Here is a 23857-nt window from a genome sequence, read left to right on the forward strand (position 1 = left end):
AGCGACTGCTGTGCGACAGGTGCCTGTGCAACAAAAAACCCCTCGTGCCGATAGGCAAGCGAGGGGAGCGCGCCGGTGTGGTCGCTGGGGTTTCCGGAACGTCCTCCGGTGGATCCCAGCTCAGCCGACGCGCTGTCCAAGTACGAGAATTCGGGTGCGCATGGGACAGACCCTCCCCCCGGCACACACCCACTGTCAAGTGGGTGGGACGGGAGTCTCATTATGTGAGCGGAGGGTCGTCCCGCTGGGGAAGACCGTGCTCACACCGCTGGTACTCACCCCTCCGGTGTACACCCCGGCGCCGCCCGCGAAGGCGGGTTCGACCGGTTCGTGCGGCACCGGACAGTGACCTGCGGTGAGCGCCCGGCGCAGCCGGTACTCGTCCAGCGGGCCGGAGAACGCCATGCCCTGGCCGTGCGTACACCCCATCGCGCGCAGGGCGACGACCTGCTCCGGCAGATCCACCCCCTCGGCGACCGACTGGAGCCCGAGATCACCCGCGATGCGCAGCAGCCCACTGGTGATCTTGTGCAGTCGCGCGGACTCGACGACTCCCTCGACAAGACTCCGGTCGAGCTTCAGGACGTCGAGCGGGAGCCGTCTGAGCGCCGTGATCGCCGGGCCTCCGCTGCCGAAGCCGTCCAGCGCGATCCGGACGCCGAGGCGCCTGAGCGCGCCCAGCCGGCGCTCCAGGTCGTCGAGGCAGACCCCGGTGTCGATGTCGGACAGCTCCATCACCAGCGCCCCGGAGGGCAGCCCGTGGCGGGTCAGCAGGGCCTCGACGGAGCCGAGCGGCATGGACCGGTCCAGCAGGCGGCGGGCCGCCATCCGGACCGCCACGGGCACGGCGACGCCGCTCGCGGCACGGTCGGCGGCCTGCTCGACGGCCTCCTCCAGCATCCAGCGGCCCAGTTCGGCGGTCCTGTCGCCGTCCTCCGCCACGCGCAGGAACTCCGCGGGCGTGAACAGCACCCCCTGCGAGGACCGCCAGCGCGCCTGGGCGGTGACCGAGGTGATCCGGCCGTCCTCCAGACGGACGACGGGCTGGTGCAGCAGGGTGAACTCACCGTCGTGCAGTGCGGCCCGCAACCGGGTGGCCAGCTCCGCCTTGCGGACGACGTCCTGCTGCATGTGCGGCTTGTACAGCTCGACGCGGCCCTTGCCGGCCGACTTCGCGCGGTACATCGCGAGGTCGGCGTTGCGCAGCAGCTCTCCCGCGCCGAGACCGGGTTCGGCGAAGGCCACGCCGATGGAGGCGGCGACATGGACATCGTTGCCGCCGATGACGAACGGCTGCGACAGCGTCACCCTGAGGCGGTCGGCGAGCTCCAGGATGTGCCGTTCGCGGGCCGAGCGGTCCCGGGCGCCGTCGCTGACGATCAGCGCCGCGAACTCGTCGCCGCCCAGCCGGGAGGCCATGTCGCCCTGCCGGAGCGCCTCCTGGAGTCTGCGCGCGGCCTGGACGAGCAGTTCGTCCCCGGCCTGGTGCCCGATCGTGTCGTTGACCGCCTTGAAGCCGTCGAGGTCGATGAACAGCACGGCCGTGCCCCGCAGGGCGGCACCGCGGTCGGTGCTGCGGCGGCCGGACAGGGCCTGCTGGACGCGCCGGGTGAACAGGGCCCGGTTGGGCAGGTCGGTGAGCGGGTCGTGCTCGGCGTTGTGCTGCAACTGCGCCTGGAGGCGCACCCTTTCGGTGACGTCCCGGCTGTTGAAGATCAGGCCACCGTGATGGCGGTTGACGGTCGACTCGACGTTCAGCCAGCCGCCGTCGCCGGAACGGAAGCGGCACTCGATACGGGTCGTGGATTCGTCGAGCGGGCCGGCGGCGAGGAAGCGGCGCACCTCGTGCACCACGCAGCCCAGGTCCTCCGGGTGGATGAGTTCGGCCAGTTCGGTGCCGACCAGTTCCTCCGCGGGGCGTCCGTAGACCCCGGCGGCAGCCGGCGAGACGTAGCGGAGCATGCCGCTGGGCGCGGCGATCATGATGACGTCGCTGGAACCCTGCACCAGGGAGCGGAAGTGGTTCTCCTTCTGCGCCAGCTCATGGGTGAGGGTGATGTTGTCGAGCAGCATGATCCCCTGGCGCACCACCAGGGCGAGCACGACCGTGCCGCCGGTGAGCAGCACCACGCGGTCGACGCTGCGGCCGTTGAGCACGTTGTAGAGGATGCCCAGCGTGCACACGGCGGCGGCGAGGTACGGGGTGAGGGCCGCCAGGGAGCCGGTGAGCGGCCGGGTGGCCGGAAACCTGCCGCGGTCGCCGGGTGGCGCGGGCTGGTGCGGGTGGGCGGACCCGCGCTGTCCGGGCAGGTGCTCGTGCACCACGCGCGTGTGCGGTTCGGTGCCGGGTCCGCCGGTCCTGGACGCGACCCAGGGCGCGTACGCCAGGAGCAGTGAGCCGGCGAACCAGCCCGCGTCCAGCAGTTGGCCCGAGGTGTAGCTCTGGTGCAGCAGCGGTGAGGCGAACAGGGCGTCGCACATGACGGTCAGGGCGAGGGCCCCGATCGCGGTGTTCACCGCCGAGCGGTTCGCCCCGGAGCGCCGGAAGTGCAGCGCGAGCACCATGCTGACCAGGGCGATGTCGAGCAGCGGGTAGGCCAGCGACAGCGCGGTGTGCGCCACCCCGGGTCCGCCGCCCTTGGCCGCCTGGGCGAGCGCGAGGCTCCACGACAGCGTGACCAGGGACCCGCCGATCAGCCAGGCGTCCAGGGCGAGGCAGACCCAGCCGGCCTTCGTCACCGGCCGTTTGGCGAGGACCAGCAGGCCCACGATGGCGGGCGGCGCGAAACAGAGGAAGAACAGGTCGGCGTAGCTGGGGCTGGGCACTTCGAGCCCCAGGACCACCTCGTACCACCCCCAGACCAGGTTGCCGAGGGCGGCCATCGTCGAGGAAAGGGCGAACAGCAGCCAGGCGGAGCGGAAGCGCACCCTGGGGTTGCGGGCGTAGAGGAAGCAGGACACGGCCGCCGCGCCCGCCGCGGCGCTCAGCCCGAAGTCCCCCATGATCAGGGCCAGTCGCTCCGAACCCCAGCCGACCGCGGATCCGACGGCGTAGGCACCGCAGACCACGGCCAGCAGGAGTTGGGTGAGCATGCTCGACCCGCCACCGGCGGCCGCCGGCCGGGACCGCTCGGTCGCCGGCGCGGGCTGTTGCCGCAGCGTCTGGTCGAGGGCGGTGGCGGGCGGCGATGGCGAGTTCACCGGGACCTCCCGGTCCGTGCCGCCAGCGCGTACCGCGGGTCCCGGTGCGCCGGGGGTCCGGGCTTCCTCCGGCTGGTGAGCCCGCGGTGGTATCGGCTGTGGTGTGTGGTGCGGCCGGCGTGGTGGCCGCGTCTGGCCGCGGCCGTGCGCCGGGGTCGCCGCCGGCTGCTCCGCCGCGTCGGATCGTCCGTCCATAGGCCGTGCATCGCCCGTCGCCCCCCTCGCAGTCTGAAATGTCCATCCCCGGCGCCGAACAGTCGCGGCGCAGCCCCTGTCGGGACGATACACCAGTCTCGTCACTCAGGGACATAGCCTCTCTACGCTCCGTGACGAACGGCGAGAAGTCGGCCACGGAACGCGGTCGAAAGGTTGCGGAGGGTACCGGAACCGGACGACGCGCCTGTCGCGCCGGGTGGGAGGCGGTCGGTCAGGTTCCGTCGGTGCCCGTCGTAAGGATCACGTTGCGCAGCGGCTCCCGGTTCACGAAGCGGCTCAACTGGTCCACCAGCAGCCGCTCGGCCCGCGGCCGGAAGGCGGAGGTGGGCCCTCCGACGTGCGGGCTGATCAGCACTCCGGGCGCGTGCCACAGGGGATGCGCGGGCGGCAGCGGCTCGGGATCGGTGACGTCGAGGGCGGCGGTGATCCGGCCGCTGTCCAGCTCCGTGAGCAGGGCCTTCGTGTCGACGACCGGGCCGCGGGCGACGTTGACGAGCAGTGCGCCGTCCTTCATGTGGGCCAGGAACTCGGCGTCGACCAGGCCTCGGGTGGCCTCGGTCAGCGGCGTGGACAGGATCACGACGTCCGCCTCGGCGAGCTGGGCGGGCAGTTCGGTGAGCGGAAGCACGGGACCGCGCGCCGTGGTGCGGGCGGAGCGCGCCACGCGCGCCACCCGCGCGAGCTCGAACGGCGCGAGCCGGTCCTCGATCGCGGCGCCGATCGACCCGTATCCGACGATGAGGACGTTCCGGTCGGCGAGGGCCGGGCGGAAACCGCCGCGCCACTCGCCCCTGTCCTGCGCCCGCACGAAGTCCGGGATTCCGCGCAGCGACGCCAGGATCAGGGTGAGCGCCAGCTCCGCGGTGCTCGCCTCGTGCACCCCGCGCGCGTTGCACAGCAGCACCCCGGGCCGCAGGTGCTTCAGACCCGGCTCGATGCTGTCGGTCCCGGCGGACAGCGTCTGGACGACCTCGACGGAGGCCAGCCGCGGCATCGGCCGCATCCCGACGTCGCCGGGCCTCATGTAGGGGACGACGTAGAAGGAGCAGTCGGCGGGGTCCGCCGGGAACTCCTCGTCGCCGTCCCAGAAGAGGTAGTTCGGTCCCTGCGGAAGTCCTTGGATCTCGTCGGGCGGGATGGGCAGCCACACGTCAGCAGTCATGGTCACGAGGCTAAGTGAGGCGCCTGAGAAGGCAGAGGTTAGGTTGGGGTGGCAGGAGAGGGAGGGTTACGGGCAGGTGGAGCGCAGGACGATCGGCGCGGCGGCGCTCGCGGTGGGGTCCGTCGGACTCGGATGCATGCCGATGAGCTGGGCGTACAACACGTCGCGACAACGGGGCGACGAGTCGCTCAGAGCGGTGCACCGGGCGCTGGATCTGGGCTCGACGCTGCTGGACACGGCCGACATGTACGGCCCGTTCACCAACGAGCTGCTGGTGGGGCGGGTGCTCAAGGAGCGGCGTCCGGACGCGTTCGTGTCGACCAAGGTCGGGCTGCTGGTGGGCGAGCAGCACATCGTGGCCAACGGCCGCCCCGGGTACGTGAAGCGGGCGTGCGACGCGTCACTGCGGCGCCTTCAGACCGATGTGATCGACCTCTACCAGCTGCACCGCGCCGATCCGGAGGTCCCGGTCGAGGAGACCTGGGGCGCGATGGCCGAACTCGTACGGGCCGGGAAGGTACGGGCGCTGGGGTTGTGCGCGGTGGGCGCGCGCGGCGGGCGCCGGTCGGGGGCGCGGCTGCACGACGCGACGATCCGGCAGTTGCAGCGGGTGCAGCAGGTCTTCCCGGTGAGCGCGGTCGAGGCGGAACTGTCCGTGTGGTCCCCGGAGGCGCTGGAGACGCTGGTGCCGTGGTGCGAGTCGCGCGGTGTCGGCTTCCTGGCCGCGATGCCGCTCGGCAACGGCTTCCTGACCGGCACGCTGACGCCGGGCGAGGGCTTCGAACCCGACGACATGCGCGCCCGCCACCCCCGCTTCACCGCGGAGATGATGGCGGCGAACCAGCCGATCGTGGCCGGGCTGCGCCGGGTGGCCGCGCGGCACGGCGAGGACGTCACCCCGGCGCAGGTGGCGCTGGCCTGGGTGCTCGCGCAGGGCCGGCACGTGGTTCCGGTGCCGGGGGCCAAACAGGAGCGCTGGGTGGCGGAGAACGCGGGGGCGGCCCTGCTGCGTCTGTCGGACGGTGATCTGGCGGAGGTGTCGGGGCTGCCGGAGGCACAGGGCTCGTGGGAGTGAGCCGGGCCCGCGGTTCTCCGATCCGGTGGTTCGGGATCGGGTGATCGGGAACCTGTGAGGCGCGAGCGGTGTATGACAAGTAGAACCCGCCGCGTCGAAGGGACCAAGATCGTGCAAAGTCGAGCTGTGTCGGCCATCCTGGCCACGGCCGCGCTTCTGCTCACGGCCGGCTGCTCCTCCGACGACGGGGGAGGGAGTTCCGCCGGCGCCACGAGCAGTCCACCGGGCGGCACGTCCGCGCCGTCGTCGCCGCCCGGCCGTAGCGCCGAGGAGACCCCGCCCGCGAAGGGCTCGGTCAAGGTCGTGCGCACGGTGGCCGAGGACCTGGACAGCCCCTGGGGCCTGGCTCCCCTGCCCGACGGCAGCGGCCTGCTGGTCTCCTCGCGCGACGAGGGCACGATCACCCGGGTCGACACGAAGACGGGCAGGAAGACCGAGCTGGGTGAGGTGCCGGGGGTGTCACCGGCCGGCGAGGGCGGGCTGATGGGCCTGGCGCTCTCCCCCGACTTCGCCTCGGACCACATGGTCTACGCGTACTTCACCTCGGCCTCGGACAACCGCATCGTCCGCCTGCGCTACGACGAGCGCAGGCCCGCCGGCGAACAACTGGGCGCGCCCGACACGGTCTTCCGGGGCATTCCCAAGGGCTTCATCCACAACGGCGGCCGGATCGCGTTCGGCCCGGACCGGATGCTGTACGCGGGCACGGGCGAGAGCGGTGAGGAGGGCCTGTCGCAGGACCGGAAGTCGCTGGGCGGGAAGATCCTGCGGATGACGCCGGAGGGCGAACCGGCCCCGGGCAACCCGTTCCCGGACTCCACGGTGTACTCGTACGGGCACCGCAATGTGCAGGGTCTGGCCTGGGACGGCCGACAGCGGCTGTTCGCCGCGGAGTTCGGCCAGAACACCTGGGACGAGCTGAACGCGATCAAGCCAGGCGACAACTACGGCTGGCCGGAGGCGGAGGGCACCGCCGAAGAGGCCGGCTTCCACGACCCGGTGGCCCAGTGGAGCACCGACGAGGCCTCCCCCAGCGGGATCGCCCACGCCGAGGGCTCGATATGGATGGCGGGCCTGCGCGGCGAGCGTCTGTGGCGCATCCCGCTGAACGGCACGGAGGCGTCCGCCGATCCGCAGGCGTTCCTGGAGGGCGAGTACGGCCGGCTGCGCACGGTGGCCTCGGCGGGCGGCGACAAGCTGTGGCTGGTGACGAGCGAGACGGACGGGCGGGGATCCCCCGACGGCGGGGACGACCGCATTCTGGAGCTGGAGGTGAGCTAGCCGGGTGCCGTCCGGCGGCGGATCAGTCTCGCTCCGGGTTCCCGTCCCCGGCTTCGGGTGGGCGTACGACCACCTTGCCGGACGCGAGGTCTATGGGTCCGCGGCCGGGGTCGGCGTCCCCGACGTCCTCGCGGGTCAGTTCCAGCCGGTTCTGTTCGTCGCGGGTGTGTTTGCGGCCGGGTGAGAACAGTTCGTCGAAGACGTTGAACACGGGGCCTCCCTCGGCCGGATCGTTTTCCAGCGTAAGCCCGGGCCGTCCGGTTCAGGTGGTGAGGGTTTCGGTCGGGAACAGTCCCAGCCGGTGCGCCACGGCCGCCGCCTCGCCGCGCCCGGAGACACCGAGCTTGCCCAGGATGTTGGAGACGTGGACGCTGGCCGTCTTCGGGGAGATGAAGAGTTCCTCGGCTATCTGGCGGTTGGTGCGGCCGGCCGAGACCAGCCGGAGCACATCGCGTTCCCGGCTGGTCAGGCCCAGGTCGTGGGCCGGGTCGTGGGGCCGCTGCTGCCGTGGGGCGGGGCCGAGACCGATGCGGGCGCGCTGGGCGAGCAGGCTGACGGCATCGGTGAGGGGTCGTGCGCCGAGGTGCTCGGCCACGGCGTGCGCGAGGCGCAGCAGTTCCGTGACACGGTCGCGCTCGTCGTCGCCGCCGGTGGCGAGCAGGGCCTCGGCCAGCCGGTGGCGGACGCGGGCGAGGTCGTAGGGGCGCTCCAGGCCTTCGAAGGCGGTGACCACCTCGGACCAGACGTCCGGGGCGGTGATTCCCGCGGCCCACTGCAGTTCCGCGCGCACCCACAGGTCGTGGGCCTCCCAGATGGGCGCGCCCGTCGTGAGGCGCTTGGCGGCGCCGAGGATGCGGTCCAGGGCGGCTTCGCGGCCCTCCCGGGCGACGGGCAGTCGGCGGCTGTCCGCCTCGGCGGTGGCGGCGGCGAGCAGCAGCCTCCAGCCGAAGCGCTGGGTGCCGGGCGGGGTGCCGGCGTCGAGAGCGCGGTCGAGTGCGCCGCGGGCGTCCAGGACGCGGCCCTCCGAGGCGGCGACGCCGATGCCGATGAAGGCCAGCGGGAGCCACTGCTGGGGGACGGGGTCGTGGGTGCCGAAGGAGCTGTGTGCGGCGGCCAGTTGGCGGGCGGCCTCGGCGGCGTCACCGCGGGCCAGGGCGACATGGGCGAGGCACAGTGCGGCGGCGCCCCGGGGCTTGGCGCTGTGGCCCCGGCGCAGCGCGTTCGAGGCGGCCTCGGCGGCCTCGTCCCAGCGGCCGAGGGAGAACAGCGAGTCGGAGAGGTTGCCCCAGACGAATGCCTCGGTGTCCAGCAGACCGTACTTCCGGGCGAAGCCGGTTCCCTCCTCCAGGATCCCGACGGCTTCGGCGGAGCGGCCGACGGCTTCGAGTTCGGAGGGCAGGTTGACGTAGGTGCGGCCGGCGACATGGAAGTGGCCGTCGGCCAGGGACTGCTCCTTGACATCGTACAGCTCCGCGAGTCCGGTTTCGATGTCGCCGGCGTCGACGACGAGGACACCGCGGGTGACGCGGGCGTTCAGTTCGATCTCGCGGGCCCCGACCATGCGCGCGTACTGCACCGCCCGCTCCGCGGCGGCGAGGGCCTCGGCACCGGGTTCGTGCAGCATGCACCAGGTGGCGACGTTGGTCAGGACCTCGGCGTGCACTTCGGAGGGCGGCAGTCCGCGGACCAGTTCCTGCGCGGTGCCCAGTTCCTTCCAGCCGTCGTCGCGGCCCTTCGCCTGGACCAGCCGGGAGCGCTGGACCCAGAACCAGGCGGCGAGCAGCGGGTCATCCTCCTCGTCCAGCAGGCGCAGCGCCCGCTTGGTGATCTTCAGTGCGCGTTCGCGCTCTCCGCAGAAGCGGCCCGCGACGGCGGACGCGGCCATCAGGTCGAGGTAGCGCAGCGGGGTGGTCGCCGGGTCCGCGGCGTCGGGGGCGCGGTACACCTCCGTGTGGTCGACGGGGCGCAGCGCGGCCTTCACCTCCTCGGGGGCGACGTCCCACAGCTCCATCGCGCGTTCCAGGAGCCCGAGTTGCTCGGAGTAGGCGTGCCGGCGGCGGGCGGCGGCCGACGCGTCGAGGACGGCGGGCAGCGCCTTGGCGGCGTCGCGGGCGTGGTACCAGTAGCTGGCCAGGCGCATGACGCGCTGGTCGGCGGGGACCAGGCCCGGGTCGGCCTCCAGGGCTTCGGCGTAGCGGCGGTTGAGGCGGGAGCGCTCGCCGGCCAGCAGGTCGTCGGCGACGGCCTCGCGGACCAGGGAGTGGCGGAAGCGGTATCCCTCGTCGTCGCCCGGGGTGGCGAGCAGGATGTTGGCGTTCACCGCCGCCCGCAGCGCCTCGATCAGATCGTCCTCGGCGAGCCCGGCGACGGCGGCGAGCAGCCGGTACTCCACGGTGGAGCCGCCCTCGGCCACGATCCGGGTGACCCGCTGGGCGCTCTCGGGCAGCGTCTCGACCCGGACGAGGAGCAGGTCGCGCAGCGAGTCGGTCAGGCCGGTGCAGCAGTCCTCGGAGCAGGCGACGGCGAGTTCCTCGACGAAGAAGGCGTTGCCGTCGGAGCGCCGGAAGATCTCGTCGACGCGGTCCGGGTCCGGTTCCGCGGCGTGGATGCCCGCGATCTGGCGGGCGACCTCGGCGCGGTTGAAGCGGCCGAGTTCGATGCGGTGGACGGTGCGCATCCGGTCCAGCTCGGCGAGCAGGGGCCGCAGCGGATGGCGGCGGTGGATGTCGTCGGAGCGGTAGGTGGCGAGGACGACGAGGCGGCCGGTGCGCAGGGTGCGGAAGAGGTAGGCGAGGAGGTGGCGGGTGGAGGCGTCCGCCCAGTGCAGATCCTCCAGCGCGACGAGGACGGTGCGGTCGGCGGCGACGCGTTCCAGCAGGCGGGCGGTGAGTTCGAACAGGCGGGCCATGCCCTCCTCGTCGTGCCGGCCGGTTCCGGTCTCCCCCAGTTCGGGCAGCAGCCGGGCCAGTTCGTCCTCCTGGCCGGCCGCCGCGGCGGCCAGTTCGGCGGGCAGTTCGCGGCGCAGGGCGCGCAGCGCGGTGGAGAAGGGGGCGAAGGGCAGCCCGTCGGCGCCGATCTCGACACAGCCGCCGAGAGCGACCACGCTGCCCTCACGGGCCGCGGCCGCCGCGAACTCCTCCACGAGGCGGGTCTTGCCGACACCGGCCTCACCGCCCACCAGCAACGCCTGCGGCTCGCCCGCGGCGGCACGGGCGAGCGCGTCGTTCAGCGTGGTCAACTCCTCGGCGCGGCCGACGAACACGGGACTGACGGACCTGGTCTCCACGCGACCGAGCATCGCACGGGGGTCCGACGGCACGGCACCGGTTTTCGCCGCGGGCGCCACGTCGGCGGCACCGTCCCGCCTGCCCTCGCGACTCACGCGGTGCGGGGGAACCGGTGCCGCCGCGGACGGCGGGTGTCCGCCCCGCCGACGGCGGCGCGTTCGGCGGCTTCGCGGCGGGCGGCGCGGGCGCGGCGCACGGCCTCGCGGGCCGTCCGCTCCCGGTCGGCCCGGCGGATCAGCTCGGCGGAACGGATCCGCTGGAGCTCGTACTCGTACATCGCTCTCTCCCCTGTGAGACCGGTCGGTGGTGTCGCTCGGTGCGACGCCTCCACCTTCGTCCCCCAGGGGGGTCCGCCACATCGGGAGAGTTCCTCATCTCGCGAGGGGTACGGGGCCTCAGAACGTGCGTGAGGGGTCCCGGGGCGCGCGTAAGGCACTCACGCCGGCCCTGGGACCCCTCGGGAGGTGCGGGGATTCAGCTTGTCGCGGGCAGTCCGAGCAGGACGTCGGTGTACTTCAGGACGGCCAGGACCAGACCGAGGACGCCGAGTGAGACACCGGCCCAGGAGACCGACTTGATCCAGGGGGCCTGCGGCCTGCCGGGAGCGCCGAACGCGGGCCGGGCCAGCACGACGACACCGACGACCAGCGCGGCCAGCGCGAACAGTCCGGCCCACAGCGCGTTGGCGTTCCAGGCGTCGCCGTAGCCCTCCCGGACCATGGTGGCGACGCTGGAGGACTGCGAGGTCTGCAACTGGCCCATCAGCGACTCGCGCGCGGAGGCCACCGTGCCGACCCAGCTGCCGGTCAGCGAGACGATGCCGAGGGCGGCCGAGACGACGGCGGCGGCACCCTGGCCGACGCCGGGGTCGACGGAATCCCCGGACCCGGCGTCCCGCGGGTCCTCGGTCCGCTCGTCGTCGTCCAGCACGTCGGAGTCGGCCCCTGGGGCCTCGCCGGTCACGGGGCCCTCCGCCTCAGGAGCCGTCTGCTCCTCGTCGGTCTTCGCCCCGGTGCCGTTCTCGGCGCCGGTCCCGTCCACAGTCTTGGTTGCCATGCCAGGCACCGTACGGACGGAGTCTGAGAGGTTCCTTAATGATCGCTGCCGCTGGTGCGCGCGCCGGCCGCACGCCATTCGGGGGCGAGGATCGCCCAGATCTCGGAGTCCTGACGGACGCCGCGCCAGGGGAAGGACTCGCGCAGCACGCCCTCGCGGGTCATGCCGAGCCGACGGGCGACACTGACGCTGGCCTGGTTCGCGGATGCCGCGTGCCACTCCACGCGGTGCATGCCGCGCTCGCCGAACGCCCAGTCGATCAGGACACGGGACGCGCGCGTGACGAGGCCCTTGCCGGTCCCGGCGGGCTCCAGCCAGCAGCCGATCTCGCAGACGCCGGTCGCGGCGTCGAAGACGCGGAAGAGGACGCCGCCGACGAGCTTCCCGTCCAGCCAGAGCCCGTGCAGGGAGCCGCTGTCGGCGGCGCGCCGGTCGGCGTACGACTGGAGGAGGGCCCGCGCGGAGTCCGGGTCGGTGGCCTTGGAGCCGAACGGGATGTACCGGGTGATGAAGTCACGGCCGCGGTCGAGGTGGGCGAGGAACTCCTCGGCGTGCCAGGGCTCCAGGGGCCGCAGCAGGGCCCCGTCCTCACCGAGGGATATCGCGTACATCCTGTTGCCGCTCCTTCTCCAGTACGTCGACGACATCGGTGAGCTTCTCACGATCGGCGTCGGAGTCCCGGAGATTTTCCCGCCCGACGCGGCACTCGGGCGGCTCGATGCTGATGCGGGGCAGCCATCGGTCGAGCCCGCGGGGCAGCCACCAGTTGGCGCCGCCGAGGAGGTGCATCAGGGCGGGGACGAGGAGGGTGCGCAGGACGAACGCGTCCAGGGCGACGGCGGCGGCCAGCGCGATGCCGAACATGGCGATGACACGGTCGCCGCTGAGGACGAAGGCGAGGAACACCGCGATCATGATGACCGCGGCGGAGTTGATGACCCGGCCGGTCTCGGCGAGGCCGACGCGGACGGCCCGCCGGTTGTCGCCGGTCTCCAGCCACTCCTCGTACATCCGGCTGACCAGGAACACCTGGTAGTCCATGGAGAGTCCGAACAGCACGGACACCATGATCACGGGCAGGAACGGCTCTATCGGGCCCGCGCTGCCGAGGCCGAGCAGTTCACTGCCCCAGCCCCACTGGAAGATCGCGACGACGACGCCGAACGCGCCGGTGACGGCGAACATGTTCATCGCTGCCGCCTTCAGCGGGATGCCGACGGAGCGGAAAGCCAGCAGGAGCAGCAGGCAGCCGAGCGCGATGACGGCCCCGACGAACAGCGGCATCTTCCCGACGATGACGTCGGCGAAGTCGTCGTAGCCGGCCGTCACGCCCCCGACGTGCACATCGAGCGAGGTGCCCGTCTCGGCGCGCGGCAGCACCTCGGTGCGCAGCCGGTCCACCAGCTCACTGGTGGTCTTCGACTGCGGGGAGGACTCGGGTACGACGGTCAGGTGGGCGGTGTGGCCGCCGGTGTCGAAGGTCGCCGGTGTCACGGCCGCCACGCCCTTCGTGCCGCGCAGCGTGGCGTCGAGGTTGTCGAGGGCGAGCCGGGCCTCGGCCCCGTGCACCTCGGTGACCAGGACGAGGGGTCCGTTCACGCCGGGGCCGAAGCCGTCGGCCAGCAGGTCGTAGGCCTGCCGGGTGGTCGTGGACTCGGGGTTGTTGCCCTGGTCGGAGGTGCCCAGATGGAGCGAGAAGGTGGGTACGGCGAGCAGGGCGACGAGGCCGATCGCGATGGCGCCGAGCTTCTTGGGGTGCCGTTCGACGAAGGCGGCCCAGCGGGCGGCGAACCCGGTGGCCACCTCGGGCTCGGGACCGTGCTCGGCCAGCCGGCGGCGCTCGCGGCGGCTGAGGGCGCGCATGCCGATGAGCGACAGCAGCGCGGGCAACAGGGTCACGGAGGCCGCGACGCTGAGGACCACGGTCAGCGAGGCCGCCACGGCGACGCCGTTGAGGAAGCCCAGCCGCAGGATCAGCATGCCCAGCAGGGCGATGCACACGGTGGCACCGGCGAAGACCACCGCGCGTCCGGTGGTGGCGACGGCGTTGGTGGCCGCCTCGGCGACGCTCAGGCCGCGTTTCAGACCGCGCCGGTGCCTGGTCACGATGAACAGCGCGTAGTCGATGCCGACGCCGAGCCCGACCAGCATGCCGAGCATCGGCGCGAAGTCGGCCACGGTCATGGCGTGCCCGAGCAGCACGATCCCGGCGTACGCGGTGCCGACGCCGATCAGCGCGGTGGCGATGGGCAGCAGGGACGCGGCGAGCGAGCCGAAGGCGAGGAACAGCACGACGGCCGCGACGAGCACACCGACGACCTCGGCGATGTGTCCGCCGGGCGACTCGGTGATGCCGATGGCTGCACCGCCCAGCTCCACCGTCAGCCCGTCGGCCTCGGCGGCCTTCGCGGTGTCCACGACGGCCCGCGCCTGGGATTCCGGGATGTCCTGCGGCTGGGCCTCGAAGGCGACGGAGGCGTAGGCGGTGCGTCCGTCCCGGCTCAGCTGGGCGGCGCCCTGGCCCTCGTAGGGGCTCACCACGGACGCCACGCCGGGCAGCTCCGCTATCCGGTTCAGGGTGCGGGTCATCGTCTGTTCGACGTCGGCGGCGCGCACGGTGCCGGACTCGGTGCGCCAGACGACGGTGCCGCTCGCGCCGCCCAGGTTCGGGAAGTTCTTCTGGAGCAGTTCCTCGGCGCGGCCGGACTCGGTGCCGGGCACGTTGTAGTCGTTCGAGTAGGCCGAGCCCGTGACGGCTGCCGCGGCGGTGACCCCGCCGAAGGCGAGCAGCCAGAGCAGGACGGCTGCAAGGCGGTTCCGAACACACCAACGTGCAAGGGCGGCCACGAACATGCTCCCAGTGTGGTGACTTGTGGATCTTTGACCGGGAACAGTCGTCCAGGAACTGAACAGCCCGCAAAGAACGCATGAGCAATGCACGGCCACTCTGGCAGGCGGAACTGATCGTTGGGTTGTTTCGTGGGCTTGTTCACAGGCATAAAGGGGCTGTCAGAACGGCCGATCGCGCACCGGCGCCCGTCAGTCGAACTGGTCCCCCAGCGCCATCACCATCACTCCGCCGACCAGCGTCCACACGGCGCGCCGGGTACGGCCGCGCGCCCCGAGGAGCGCGGCGAGGGCGCAGAGCGCCGCGCCGACGGCGTACGCGGCAGCGGCGAGCGCCGGAGCCGCGCCGCCCGTGGCGCGGAGTACGGCCGCGGCCAGTCCCGCGAGCGCGAGCACCGCCCCCGTACCGACGGCCGACCACCGGGCCCGCCGCGCGTCCTCCGCGGGGTCGTCGGGGTCGTCCGGCTCATCGAGCTCTTCGGCGTCTTCCACGCGCCGTACGGGATCGGCGATGTCGTCGGGGTCTTGCGCGACTTGCGCGGTATCGGCGATGTCGTCGGAGTCTTGCCCGACTTGCGCGGAATCGGTGACGTCGTCGGAGTCTTGCCCGCCTTGCGCGGAATCGGTGACGTCGTCGGAGTCTTGCCCGACTTGCGCGGAATCGGTGACGTCGTCGGAGTCTTGCCCGCCTTGCGCGGAATCGGTGACGTCGTCGGCGACCTTGGCGCCGTGCGCGGAATCGCGGACGTCCTCGCCAACTTCCGCACCTTGTACGGGGTCTCCGCCCGCACCGGCCGCTACGGCTCCGCGCGCCGCGTCGTCCCGCACACCGACCGCTGCCGCGCCCGGCGCGAACTCGCCGCCCTCCCCGGCCTGTTCCGCCGCCGACGTGGTCTCGTCGCCCCTCCCGGCCGCTGCCGCCCCGCGCGCCGCGTCGTCGCCCGGCCCGGATTCTCCGGTCCGCGTGCCGACCGTCTCCGGCCCCGCTTCCGGCTCGGCCGTCTCGGCCGTCTCGGCGAGCGGCTCGGAGGGCGTGTCGGAATCAGCGCGTCCACTCATGGCGCGCGAGCGTAGCGCCTGCGGCGGGTACGTCGGGTGCCGGGCCGGAGCTTGCGCAGCCCGCGTACGCGCATCCGTCGGTACGCGCGGCGTGGGTGCGCTGATGCCCCGTCATGCCCGAGGGGACGCACCGTGATCGGTGCGTCCCCTCGGGGCCTCGCTCATCGCGTGGGTGTTCAGCCCTCGCTGACGCCCAGCTTCTCCAGGATCAGCTCCTTGACGCGGGCCGCGTCGGCCTGCCCCCGGGTCGCCTTCATGACCGCGCCGACCAGGGCGCCGGCCGCGGCGACCTTGCCACCACGGATCTTGTCCGCGATGCCCGGGTTGCCGGCGATGGCCTCGTCCACGGCGGTGCCGAGGGCACCCTCGTCGGAGACGACCTTCAGTCCGCGCTTGTCGACGACCTCGTCCGGCGTGCCCTCGCCGGCGAGGACGCCCTCGATGACCTGGCGGGCCAGCTTGTCGTTCAGCTCGCCGGAGGTCACCAGCTCGGTGACACGGGCGACCTGCGCGGGAGTGATGGCCAGCTCGTCCAGCGACTTGCCCGACTCGTTGGCGCTGCGGGCGAGTTCACCCATCCACCACTTGCGGGCGGACGCGGCGTCGGCGCCGGCCTCGATCGTGGCGACGATCGGGTCCAGGGCACCGGCGTTGAGGATCGCCTGCATGTCGGTGGCGGAGACGCCCCACTCCTCGCGGAGCCGGCTGCGGCGGACCAGCGGCAACTCCGGCAGGGTGGCGCGCAGTTCCTCGACCCACTCGCGGGACGGCGCCACGGGCACCAGGTCCGGCTCGGGGAAGTACCGGTAGTCCTCGGCCTCCTCCTTCACCCGGCCCGACGTCGTGGACCCGGTGTCCTCGTGGAAGTGACGGGTCTCCTGGACGATGGTGCCGCCGCCGCCGAGCACGGCCGCGTGCCGCTGGATCTCGAAGCGGGCCGCACGCTCCACGGAGCGCAGCGAGTTGACGTTCTTCGTCTCGCTGCGCGTGCCGAACTTGTCGGCGCCCTTGGGCATCAGCGACAGGTTGACGTCGCAGCGCATCTGGCCCATCTCCATCCGCGCCTCGGAGACACCGAGGGCGCGGATGAGCTCGCGCAGCTCACGGACGTAGGCCCGCGCGACCTCCGGGGCCCGCTCGCCCGCGCCGACGATCGGCTTGGTGACGATCTCGATCAGCGGGATGCCGGCCCGGTTGTAGTCGAGCAGGGAGTGCGAGGCGCCGTGGATACGGCCGGTGGCACCGCCGACGTGGGTCGACTTGCCGGTGTCCTCCTCCATGTGCGCGCGCTCGATCTCCACGCGGAAGGTCTCGCCGTCCTCCAGCTGCACGTCGAGGTAGCCGTTGAAGGCGATCGGCTCGTCGTACTGGGAGGTCTGGAAGTTCTTCGGCATGTCCGGATAGAAGTAGTTCTTCCGGGCGAAGCGGCACCACTCGGCGATCTCGCAGTTCAGCGCGAGACCGATCTTGATCGCGGACTCGACGCCGATCGCGTTGACGACGGGGAGCGCGCCGGGCATGCCGAGGCAGACGGGGCAGGTCTGGGTGTTCGGGTCGGCGCCGAGCGCGGTCGAACAGCCGCAGAACATCTTGGTCCTGGTGCCGAGTTCGACATGGACCTCGAGGCCCATGACGGGGTCGTACGACGCCAGCGCGTCCTCGTACGACACCAGGTCGGTCGTGGTGGTCACGGTGAAACTTCCCTCTCAGCCCAGCAGGACGTCGTCGTCGCCCAGCCGCTTCAGCTCGCGGTAGAGGATGGCGAGGCCGGTGACGATCGCGGCGGCGGACACGGTGGCATCGATGAGGACCAGCGTGTCGTTCTCGGCGCGGGCCTTCTTCAGCCGCTTGGCGACACCGAACGCGCCGAAGGCGGTGGCGGCCATGGACAGGTACGTACCGGACTTGGACTTCTTGAAGCCCTTGGCCTTGGTCAGTGCACTCACAGCGACGGAGCCTCCTCGATCAGCGGGTGCCCCCACTTTTCCACGAAGGCGGCCTCGACGGCGGCGCCGACCTTGTACAGGCGGTCGTCCTGCATCGCCGGGGCGATGATCTGGAGACCGACCGGGAGGTTGTCCTCCGGGGCGAGACCGCAGGGCAGCGACATGGCCGCGTTGCCCGCCAGGTTCGTCGGGATGGTGCACAGGTCGGCGAGGTACATCGCCATCGGGTCGTCGGCGCGCTCGCCGATCGCGAAGGCGGTGGTCGGGGTCGTCGGGGAGACGATCACGTCGACCTGCTCGAACGACTTCTCGAAGTCCCGCGTGATGAGGGTGCGGACCTTCTGCGCGCTGCCGTAGTACGCGTCGTAGTACCCGCTCGACAGGGCGTAGGTGCCGAGCATGACGCGCCGCTTGACCTCGGCGCCGAAGCCGGCCTCGCGGGTCAGCGAGGTGACCTCCTCCGCGGAGTGCGAGCCGTCGTCGCCGACGCGCAGGCCGTAGCGCAGGCCGTCGAAGCGGGCCAGGTTGCTGGAGCACTCCGACGGGGCGATCAGGTAGTACGCCGACAGGGCCAGGTCGAAGGACGGGCAGTCCAGCTCGACGATCTCGGCGCCGAGCTCCTTCAGCAGCTCGACCGACTCGTCGAAGCGCTGGATGACGCCGGCCTGGTAGCCCTCGCCGCGGAACTGCTTGACGACGCCGACGCGCATGCCCCGCACGCTGCCGTTGCGGGCGGCCTCGACGACCGGCGGGACCGGGGCGTCGATGGACGTGGAGTCGAGCGGGTCGTGCCCGGCGATCACCTCGTGCAGCAGCGCCGCGTCCAGGACCGTACGGGCGCAGGGCCCGCCCTGGTCGAGCGAGGACGAGAACGCCACCATGCCGTAGCGGGAGACGGCGCCGTAGGTCGGCTTCACACCGACCGTGCCGGTGACGGCGGCCGGCTGGCGGATCGAGCCGCCGGTGTCGGTGCCGATGGCGAGCGGGGCCTGGAAGGAGGCCAGGGCGGCGGAGGAGCCGCCGCCGGAGCCGCCGGGGATCCGGGTGAGGTCCCACGGGTTGCCGGTCGGCCCGAAGGCGCTGTTCTCGGTCGACGACCCCATGGCGAACTCGTCCATGTTGGTCTTGCCGAGGATGACCACGTCGGCCGCCTTCAGCCGCTTGGTCAGGGTGGCGTCGTACGGCGGAATCCACCCCTCCAGCACCTTGGAGCCGACGGTGGTGGGCACGCCCTCGGTGGTGAAGATGTCCTTCAGCGCGAGCGGCACGCCGGCCAGCGGGCCGAGCTTCTCGCCGCGCTCGCGCTTGGCGTCCACGGCACGGGCCTGGGCGAGGGCTCCCTCGCGGTCCACGTACAGGAAGGCGTGCACCTTCTCGTCGACGGCCTCGATACGGGCCAGGTGGGCCTCGGTGACCTCGACGGCCGTGAGCTCGCCGGAGGCGATCTTCGCGGCGGTCTCGGCCGCGGTGAGCTTGATGATTGCGTCCGTCATGCGGATTACTCCTCCCCCAGGATCTGCGGCACCTTGAAACGCTGCTGCTCCTGGGCCGGGGCGCCGGACAGCGCCTGCTCGGGGGTGAGCGACGGGCGGACCTCGTCCGGGCGCATGACGTTCGTCAGCGGGAGCGGGTGCGAGGTCGGCGGTACGTCTTGGTCGGCGACCTCGCTGACGCGGGCCACCGCGCCGATGATGTCGTCCAGCTGGCCTGCGAAGTGGTCGACCTCTTCGGGCTTCAGCTCCAGACGCGCCAGCCGGGCGAGGTGGGCGACCTCCTCGCGCGTGATGCCAGGCATGCAGCGATCCTCTGGGGTGAGAGTGTGTGGTTTGGGGCCAATCCTATGGGGCAGGACCGGTCGGCCGTTAAACGGTTTCGTTCGCCCCGCGTCCGACCCGCTGATCGGGCGGGGTGAATCCCGTCACCGACCCGCCCCGATCCCCTCACGGACGGGCCCGAATCCCCCGCTCGAATCCCCCGTGGAACGACCCCGCCGGACCGCGGAGCGGGAGCTAACCCACGCGTCCGGGGTCGTCGGCCGCCGCCGGGAGGGCCGCCGCGGGGCGCTGCCAGCCGCGGGAGCCGCGGGCGCGGAGCCAGGCCGTGGTCTCCTCCGGCGGCATCGCCGCGGCCACCAGCCAGCCCTGTACGGCGTCGCAGCGCAGGTCGCGCAGCCGCTCCCAGGTCTCGTCGTCCTCGACGCCCTCGGCGACGACGAGCAGGCCGAGCGAGTGCGCCAGGTCGACCGTGCAGCGCACGATCTCCGCGTCCTCCGTGTCGATGGCCAGCCGGGCCACGAACGAGCGGTCGATCTTCAGTTCGCTGACCGGGAGCCGGCGCAGATGGACCAGTGACGAGTAGCCGGTGCCGAAGTCGTCCAGGGACATCTTCACGCCGTGCCCGGTGAGCGCGGCGAGGGTGTCGGCGGCGCGCTGCGGGTCCTCCAGCAGCACATGCTCGGTGATCTCCAGCTGGAGCGCTCCCGCCGGGACGCCGTGCCGGGCGAGGCGCGCCGCGACGGAGCCCGCGAAGCCGGGGGTGTGGACGTCGCGCGGGGAGACGTTCACCGCGACGGGTACGAACAGGCCCTGGGCCCGCCATTCGGCCACCTGCCCGAGCGCGGTCTCCAGCACGTACTCCGTGAGGTGCGGCATCAGCCCGGAGGACTCGGCGATCGCGATGAACTCGTCCGGCGGCACCTTCCCGCGCTCCGGGTGGACCCACCGGACCAGCGCTTCCAGGCCGGCCACCTGGCCGTCGAAGCGGACCTTGGGCTGGTAGTGCAGCTCGACCTCGTGCGCGTCCAGAGCCCGGCGCAGGTCGGCGAGCAGGCCCAGGCGGTCCGGGGTGTTCGAGTCCCGCTTGGACTCGTAGACCTCGACGCCCGTACGGTCCCGCTTCGCCTGGTACATGGCCACGTCCGCGCGGCGCAGCAGGCCCTCCGCGTCGAGCGCGTGGTCGGGGAAGACGGCGACTCCCGCGCTGGCCTCCAGGACGAGGGTGAGCCCGTCGAGGTCGAGCGGGGAGCTGAGGGCGGTGACCAGGCCGCGGGCGATCCGGGTGGCGGAGGTCGTGGAGTCGGCCACCGGCAGTAACACCGCGAACTCGTCGCCGCCGAGCCGGGCGGCCTCGGCGCCGCGCGGCAGTGCCAGTCGCAGCCGGTCCGCGGTCTGGAGCAGCAGCCGGTCACCGGCGAGATGGCCGAGCGTGTCGTTGACCGACCGGAAGCGGTCGAGGTCGATCAGCATCAGGGCGGCCCGGGCGTCGATGCGCTCGGCGTCGTCCAGTGCCGTCCAGATCCGCTCCAGGAGCCACTGCCGGTTGGGCAGACCGGTGAGCGGATCGCGCAGTTGCTCCTCGGCCCGCGCGCGGGCGATCCACAGGGTGGAGTCGAGGGCGACGAGGGGGATGGCGAACAGCGGCAGCAGGATCGGCTTGGCGACGGCGACGACGCAGACCAGCGGAGCGATGCCGAGCAGCGCGACCGCGACCAGGCCATGTCTGACGAGGGCGGTACGGGCGATGGTGGGCAGTCCGCTGTCCCGGGGGGCCTGGAGGTACCACAGGAGCGTGCGGGAGACGGCGAGGTAGGCGGCCGCGACCAGGACGACCTCGGGGCCGGTGTACAGGGACCAGCTGTCCGGGTTCCACGGGTTCTCGACGGACGGTACGCGTCCGAAAGCGGCCATCACGAGCGCGCCGAAGCCGATGCCGAGGATGTCCACCGCGCCGTGCAGGACACCCTGGCGCCACCGGTGGCGCCGGGCTATGCCGACCAGCACGACGACGGTGAGGCTGACCATCCCGGCGGGCACCCAGCCGTACAGCAGCAGCACGGCGAGGGTGAGTGCGGCGCCGGAGCCGGTGCCGCCCCACCAGCGGGCCCGGCCGAGCGCGACCAGGTGACCGACGATGACGCCGGTCAGCACGGCGAACGACCAGCCGGCCGTGCCGGACGGGAAGAGGGCGTGGTGGCCGGTGAACGCCCGCAGGAATCCGGCTCCGAGGGCGAACCCGGCCGCCGCGACGACGGCCGCGGGCAGCGCGGGCCAGGACAGATGGGGGTGCCGCTCCGGGTCGCCCGGCAGACCGGCGGTCAGCACGGCGTCGTGCGCGCCCGCCGGCAGCGGCCGGCCGATGGCGTGGCCGGGCGCCTCGGCGCCCACGCACCAGGCCGCCCGCAGACCGCCTCGCCACGAGTCGGCCATCCGGCGCAGCCGTGAGTACGGGGCGGTGCTCTCGGTCGGTTCCATTCCCGTCCCTCTCACAGCCGGCGGTGCCCACGCCCCGCGGCCCGATGCCCGATTTCCCTCAACGGCACCGCGTTGGAAACCGTCCCCCGGACCCCTCGGAACAAGGTCCTCACGGGCAGGGGTTGCCCCGACCGCAGCTGGGCACGGCAGGTGCACACCTCAACAGTAGGCCGCAGAAGGCTTCCACGGGCAGCGGTCGTCGACGGTTGCCCGAATGCGACCCGCCCGCCCTTATGCATCTGGTATGCGCCGATCGGGTGTTCTTCAACCGCTACTCTTCGGCCGGAATCGCCGCCTCCGACGCCGCCTCAGGCCCCTGCTCCAGAAGGACGTTGAAGCCGTCCTCGTTCAGAACGGGCACCTTGAGCTGCATCGCCTTGTCGTACTTCGACCCCGGGCTGTCACCCACGACCACGAAGGAGGTCTTCTTCGAGACCGAACCGGTCACCTTCGCTCCCCGGCGCTGGAGTTCCTCCTTCGCGCCGTCCCGGGTGAAGTGCTCCAGCGTTCCGGTGACGACGACGGTGAGGCCTTCGAGCGGACGGGGACCCTCGTCCTCGCCGGTGCTCTCCTGCTCCATACGGACACCGGCCGCCCGCCACCTGCGGATGATCTCCCGGTGCCACTCCTCGGCGAACCACTCCTTGAGGGAGGCGGCGATGATCGGGCCGACCCCCTCGGTGTCCGCCAGTTCCGCCTCGGTCGCCTGCTCGATCCGGTCGATCGAACGGAACTCACGCGCCAGCGCCTCGGCCGCGACCGGGCCGACATGACGGATCGACAGGCCGGTGATGAACCGGGCGAGCGGGCGCTCCTTGGCGGCGGCGATGTTCTCCAGCATGGCCAGGGCGTTCTTCTTCGGTTCCCCCTGCTGGTTGGCGAAGACGGTGGCGATCTTCTCCTCGCCGGTCTTCGGATCGCGCTTGGGCAGACCGCTGTCCTGGTCGCGGACGTACGCCCTGATGGGCAGCAACTGCTCGGCGGTGAGGTCGAACAGGCCGCCCTCGTCCCGCAGCGGCGGCTCCGCGGGCACCAGCGGCGCGGTGAGCGCGGCGGCGGCCACGTAGCCGAAGTGCTCGATGTCCAGCGCCTTGCGGCCCGCGAGATAGAACAGCCGCTCCCTCAACTGGGCGGGGCAGGCTCGGGCGTTCGGGCAGCGCAGGTCGACGTCGCCCTCCTTCATCGGCCTGAGCGGTGTCCCGCACTCGGGGCACTCCGAGGGCATCACGAACTCGCGCTCGCTGCCGTCGCGGAGGTCGACGACCGGGCCGAGGATCTCCGGGATGACGTCACCGGCCTTGCGCAGCACCACCGTGTCGCCGATGAGCACGCCCTTGGCCTTGACCACGTCCTGGTTGTGCAGGGTGGCGAACTCGACCTCCGAACCGGCCACCGTCACCGGCTCCACCTGCGCGTACGGGGTGACCCGGCCGGTGCGTCCGACACCGACGCGGATGTTGACGAGCTTGGTGTTGACCTCCTCCGGCGCGTACTTGTACGCGATGGCCCAGCGCGGGGCGCGCGAGGTGGAGCCGAGGCGGCCCTGGAGGGGGATCTCGTCCAGCTTGACCACCACGCCGTCGATCTCGTGCTCCACGGAGTGGCGGTTCTCGCCGTAGTACGCAATGAACTCCCGTACGCCGTCGAGGTCGTCGACGACCCGGTTGTGCGGGGAGGTGGGCAGGCCCCACTGCTTCAGCAGGTCGTAGGCCTGGGAGAGCCGGTTCAGTCCCTGGAAGCCCTCCAGGGCGCCGATGCCGTGGACGACCATGTGCAGCGGGCGGGTGGCGGTGACGCGCGGGTCCTTCTGGCGCAGGGAACCGGCCGCCGCGTTGCGCGGGTTGGCGAAGGGCTTGTCGCCGGCGGCCACCAGGCGGGCGTTGAGCTCCTCGAACTTCTCCATCGGGAAGTAGACCTCGCCGCGGATCTCCACCACGTCCGGGACGCGGTCGCCGTGCAGACGGTCCGGGATCTCCGCGATCGTGCGGACGTTGGGCGTGATGTCCTCGCCGGTCCGGCCGTCGCCGCGGGTCGCCGCGCGGACGAGGCGACCGCGCTCGTAGGTCAGGTTGACGGCCAGGCCGTCGACCTTCAGCTCGCACAGGAAGTGGTACTCCTGGGCGCCCAGTTCCCGGGCGACGCGGTCCGCCCAGGCGGCCAGGTCGTCGTCGTTGAAGGTGTTGTCCAGGGAGAGCATCCGCTCGCGGTGCTCGACCGCCGTGAACTCCGTCTGGTACGAACCCGCGACCTTCTGGGTCGGCGAGTCCGGGGTGCGCAGCTCCGGGTACGCCTCCTCCAACTCCTCCAGGCCGCGCAGGAGCTGGTCGAACTCCGCGTCGCTGACGACGGGGGCGTCCTTCACGTAGTACCGGAAGCGGTGCTCCTCGACCTGCTCGGCGAGCCGCGCGTGCCGCTCCCGGGCCTCGGCGGGTACCGCTGTGGAATCCGCTTGCTTGTCGCCGGCCACCGTGTTGTCC

17 protein-coding genes are annotated in these 23857 nt (G+C 72.2%); 2 read left to right on the forward strand and 15 right to left on the reverse strand.

What is annotated here, in order from left to right; genetic code table 11:
- Positions 1-195 precede the first annotated feature (195 nt).
- On the reverse strand, positions 196-3201 hold the full coding sequence (locus DN051_RS12725) for a putative bifunctional diguanylate cyclase/phosphodiesterase (RefSeq protein ID WP_162624916.1): 3006 nt from the start codon (positions 3199-3201) through the stop codon (positions 196-198).
- A 427-nt stretch (positions 3202-3628) separates the two neighbouring features.
- A complete protein-coding gene (locus DN051_RS12735; protein WP_053760010.1) occupies positions 3629-4579 on the reverse strand; it encodes a 2-hydroxyacid dehydrogenase in 951 nt (316 codons plus the stop codon).
- 76 nt (positions 4580-4655) lie between these two features.
- Here DN051_RS12735 and DN051_RS12740 point away from each other — a divergent pair, with 76 nt between their 5' ends.
- Both DN051_RS12740 and DN051_RS12745 read left to right on the forward strand, forming a co-directional pair.
- Positions 4656-5654, forward strand: coding sequence for an aldo/keto reductase (locus DN051_RS12740; protein ID WP_053760009.1), 999 nt, complete (start codon positions 4656-4658; stop codon positions 5652-5654).
- Positions 5655-5726: 72 nt separating this feature from the next.
- Positions 5727-6935 (forward strand): PQQ-dependent sugar dehydrogenase, encoded by a 1209-nt coding sequence (locus DN051_RS12745; protein WP_112438729.1) that lies wholly within the window; start codon positions 5727-5729, stop codon positions 6933-6935.
- 22 nt (positions 6936-6957) lie between these two features.
- Here the strand turns inward: DN051_RS12745 and DN051_RS12750 are convergent, their stop codons facing one another.
- The 13 genes from DN051_RS12750 to ligA form a co-directional block, all read right to left on the reverse strand.
- Positions 6958-7146, reverse strand: coding sequence for a DUF6191 domain-containing protein (locus tag DN051_RS12750; RefSeq protein WP_112438730.1), 189 nt, complete (start codon positions 7144-7146; stop codon positions 6958-6960).
- A gap of 51 nt (positions 7147-7197) precedes the next feature.
- Positions 7198-10233: a helix-turn-helix transcriptional regulator gene (locus DN051_RS12755; RefSeq protein ID WP_112438731.1), complete on the reverse strand. Its 3036-nt coding sequence runs from the start codon at positions 10231-10233 to the stop codon at positions 7198-7200.
- An 80-nt stretch (positions 10234-10313) separates the two neighbouring features.
- Entirely contained in the window at positions 10314-10499 is a 186-nt protein-coding gene (locus DN051_RS12760; protein ID WP_053760006.1) for a hypothetical protein, read from the reverse strand.
- Positions 10500-10696: 197 nt separating this feature from the next.
- Entirely contained in the window at positions 10697-11278 is a 582-nt protein-coding gene (locus DN051_RS12765; RefSeq protein WP_053760005.1) for a hypothetical protein, read from the reverse strand.
- Between the two features lie 35 nt (positions 11279-11313).
- Positions 11314-11889, reverse strand: a complete 576-nt coding sequence (locus tag DN051_RS12770) for a GNAT family N-acetyltransferase (protein WP_053760004.1) — start codon at positions 11887-11889, stop codon at positions 11314-11316.
- Positions 11867-14125: an MMPL family transporter gene (locus tag DN051_RS12775; protein WP_112442238.1), complete on the reverse strand. Its 2259-nt coding sequence runs from the start codon at positions 14123-14125 to the stop codon at positions 11867-11869. Before DN051_RS12775 ends, DN051_RS12770 begins: the two co-directional genes overlap by 23 nt.
- Positions 14126-14317: 192 nt before the next feature.
- Entirely contained in the window at positions 14318-14617 is a 300-nt protein-coding gene (locus DN051_RS12780; protein WP_425471780.1) for a hypothetical protein, read from the reverse strand.
- A gap of 743 nt (positions 14618-15360) precedes the next feature.
- Positions 15361-16875, reverse strand: a complete 1515-nt coding sequence (gene gatB / locus DN051_RS12785) for an Asp-tRNA(Asn)/Glu-tRNA(Gln) amidotransferase subunit GatB (protein WP_053760003.1) — start codon at positions 16873-16875, stop codon at positions 15361-15363.
- Positions 16876-16890: 15 nt separating this feature from the next.
- Positions 16891-17130 (reverse strand): hypothetical protein, encoded by a 240-nt coding sequence (locus DN051_RS12790; RefSeq protein WP_053760002.1) that lies wholly within the window; start codon positions 17128-17130, stop codon positions 16891-16893.
- Positions 17127-18623, reverse strand: coding sequence for an Asp-tRNA(Asn)/Glu-tRNA(Gln) amidotransferase subunit GatA (gene gatA / locus DN051_RS12795; protein ID WP_053760001.1), 1497 nt, complete (start codon positions 18621-18623; stop codon positions 17127-17129). Before gatA ends, DN051_RS12790 begins: the two co-directional genes overlap by 4 nt.
- A gap of 5 nt (positions 18624-18628) precedes the next feature.
- A complete protein-coding gene (gene gatC, locus DN051_RS12800) occupies positions 18629-18925 on the reverse strand; it encodes an Asp-tRNA(Asn)/Glu-tRNA(Gln) amidotransferase subunit GatC (RefSeq protein WP_053760000.1) in 297 nt (98 codons plus the stop codon).
- 214 nt (positions 18926-19139) lie between these two features.
- A complete protein-coding gene (locus DN051_RS12805) occupies positions 19140-21380 on the reverse strand; it encodes a putative bifunctional diguanylate cyclase/phosphodiesterase (RefSeq protein WP_053759999.1) in 2241 nt (746 codons plus the stop codon).
- Positions 21381-21651: 271 nt separating this feature from the next.
- Positions 21652-23847: an NAD-dependent DNA ligase LigA gene (gene ligA, locus DN051_RS12810; protein WP_053759998.1), complete on the reverse strand. Its 2196-nt coding sequence runs from the start codon at positions 23845-23847 to the stop codon at positions 21652-21654.
- Positions 23848-23857: the final 10 nt, after the last annotated feature.

It is taken from the genome of Streptomyces cadmiisoli (assembly GCF_003261055.1).
GTDB classification, from domain to species: Bacteria; Actinomycetota; Actinomycetes; order Streptomycetales; family Streptomycetaceae; genus Streptomyces; species Streptomyces cadmiisoli.

Coding starts and splice junctions, on each gene's coding strand:
- DN051_RS12735 (WP_053760010.1), bottom strand. CDS start 4,579: ATGACTGCTGACGTGTGGCTGCCCATCCCGCCCGACGAGATCCAAGGA.
- DN051_RS12745 (WP_112438729.1), top strand. CDS start 5,727: ATGACAAGTAGAACCCGCCGCGTCGAAGGGACCAAGATCGTGCAAAGT.
- DN051_RS12755 (WP_112438731.1), bottom strand. CDS start 10,233: ATGCTCGGTCGCGTGGAGACCAGGTCCGTCAGTCCCGTGTTCGTCGGC.
- DN051_RS12760 (WP_053760006.1), bottom strand. CDS start 10,499: ATGTACGAGTACGAGCTCCAGCGGATCCGTTCCGCCGAGCTGATCCGC.
- DN051_RS12765 (WP_053760005.1), bottom strand. CDS start 11,278: ATGGCAACCAAGACTGTGGACGGGACCGGCGCCGAGAACGGCACCGGG.
- DN051_RS12770 (WP_053760004.1), bottom strand. CDS start 11,889: ATGTACGCGATATCCCTCGGTGAGGACGGGGCCCTGCTGCGGCCCCTG.
- gatA (WP_053760001.1), bottom strand. CDS start 18,623: ATGACGGACGCAATCATCAAGCTCACCGCGGCCGAGACCGCCGCGAAG.
- gatC (WP_053760000.1), bottom strand. CDS start 18,925: ATGCCTGGCATCACGCGCGAGGAGGTCGCCCACCTCGCCCGGCTGGCG.
- DN051_RS12805 (WP_053759999.1), bottom strand. CDS start 21,380: ATGGAACCGACCGAGAGCACCGCCCCGTACTCACGGCTGCGCCGGATG.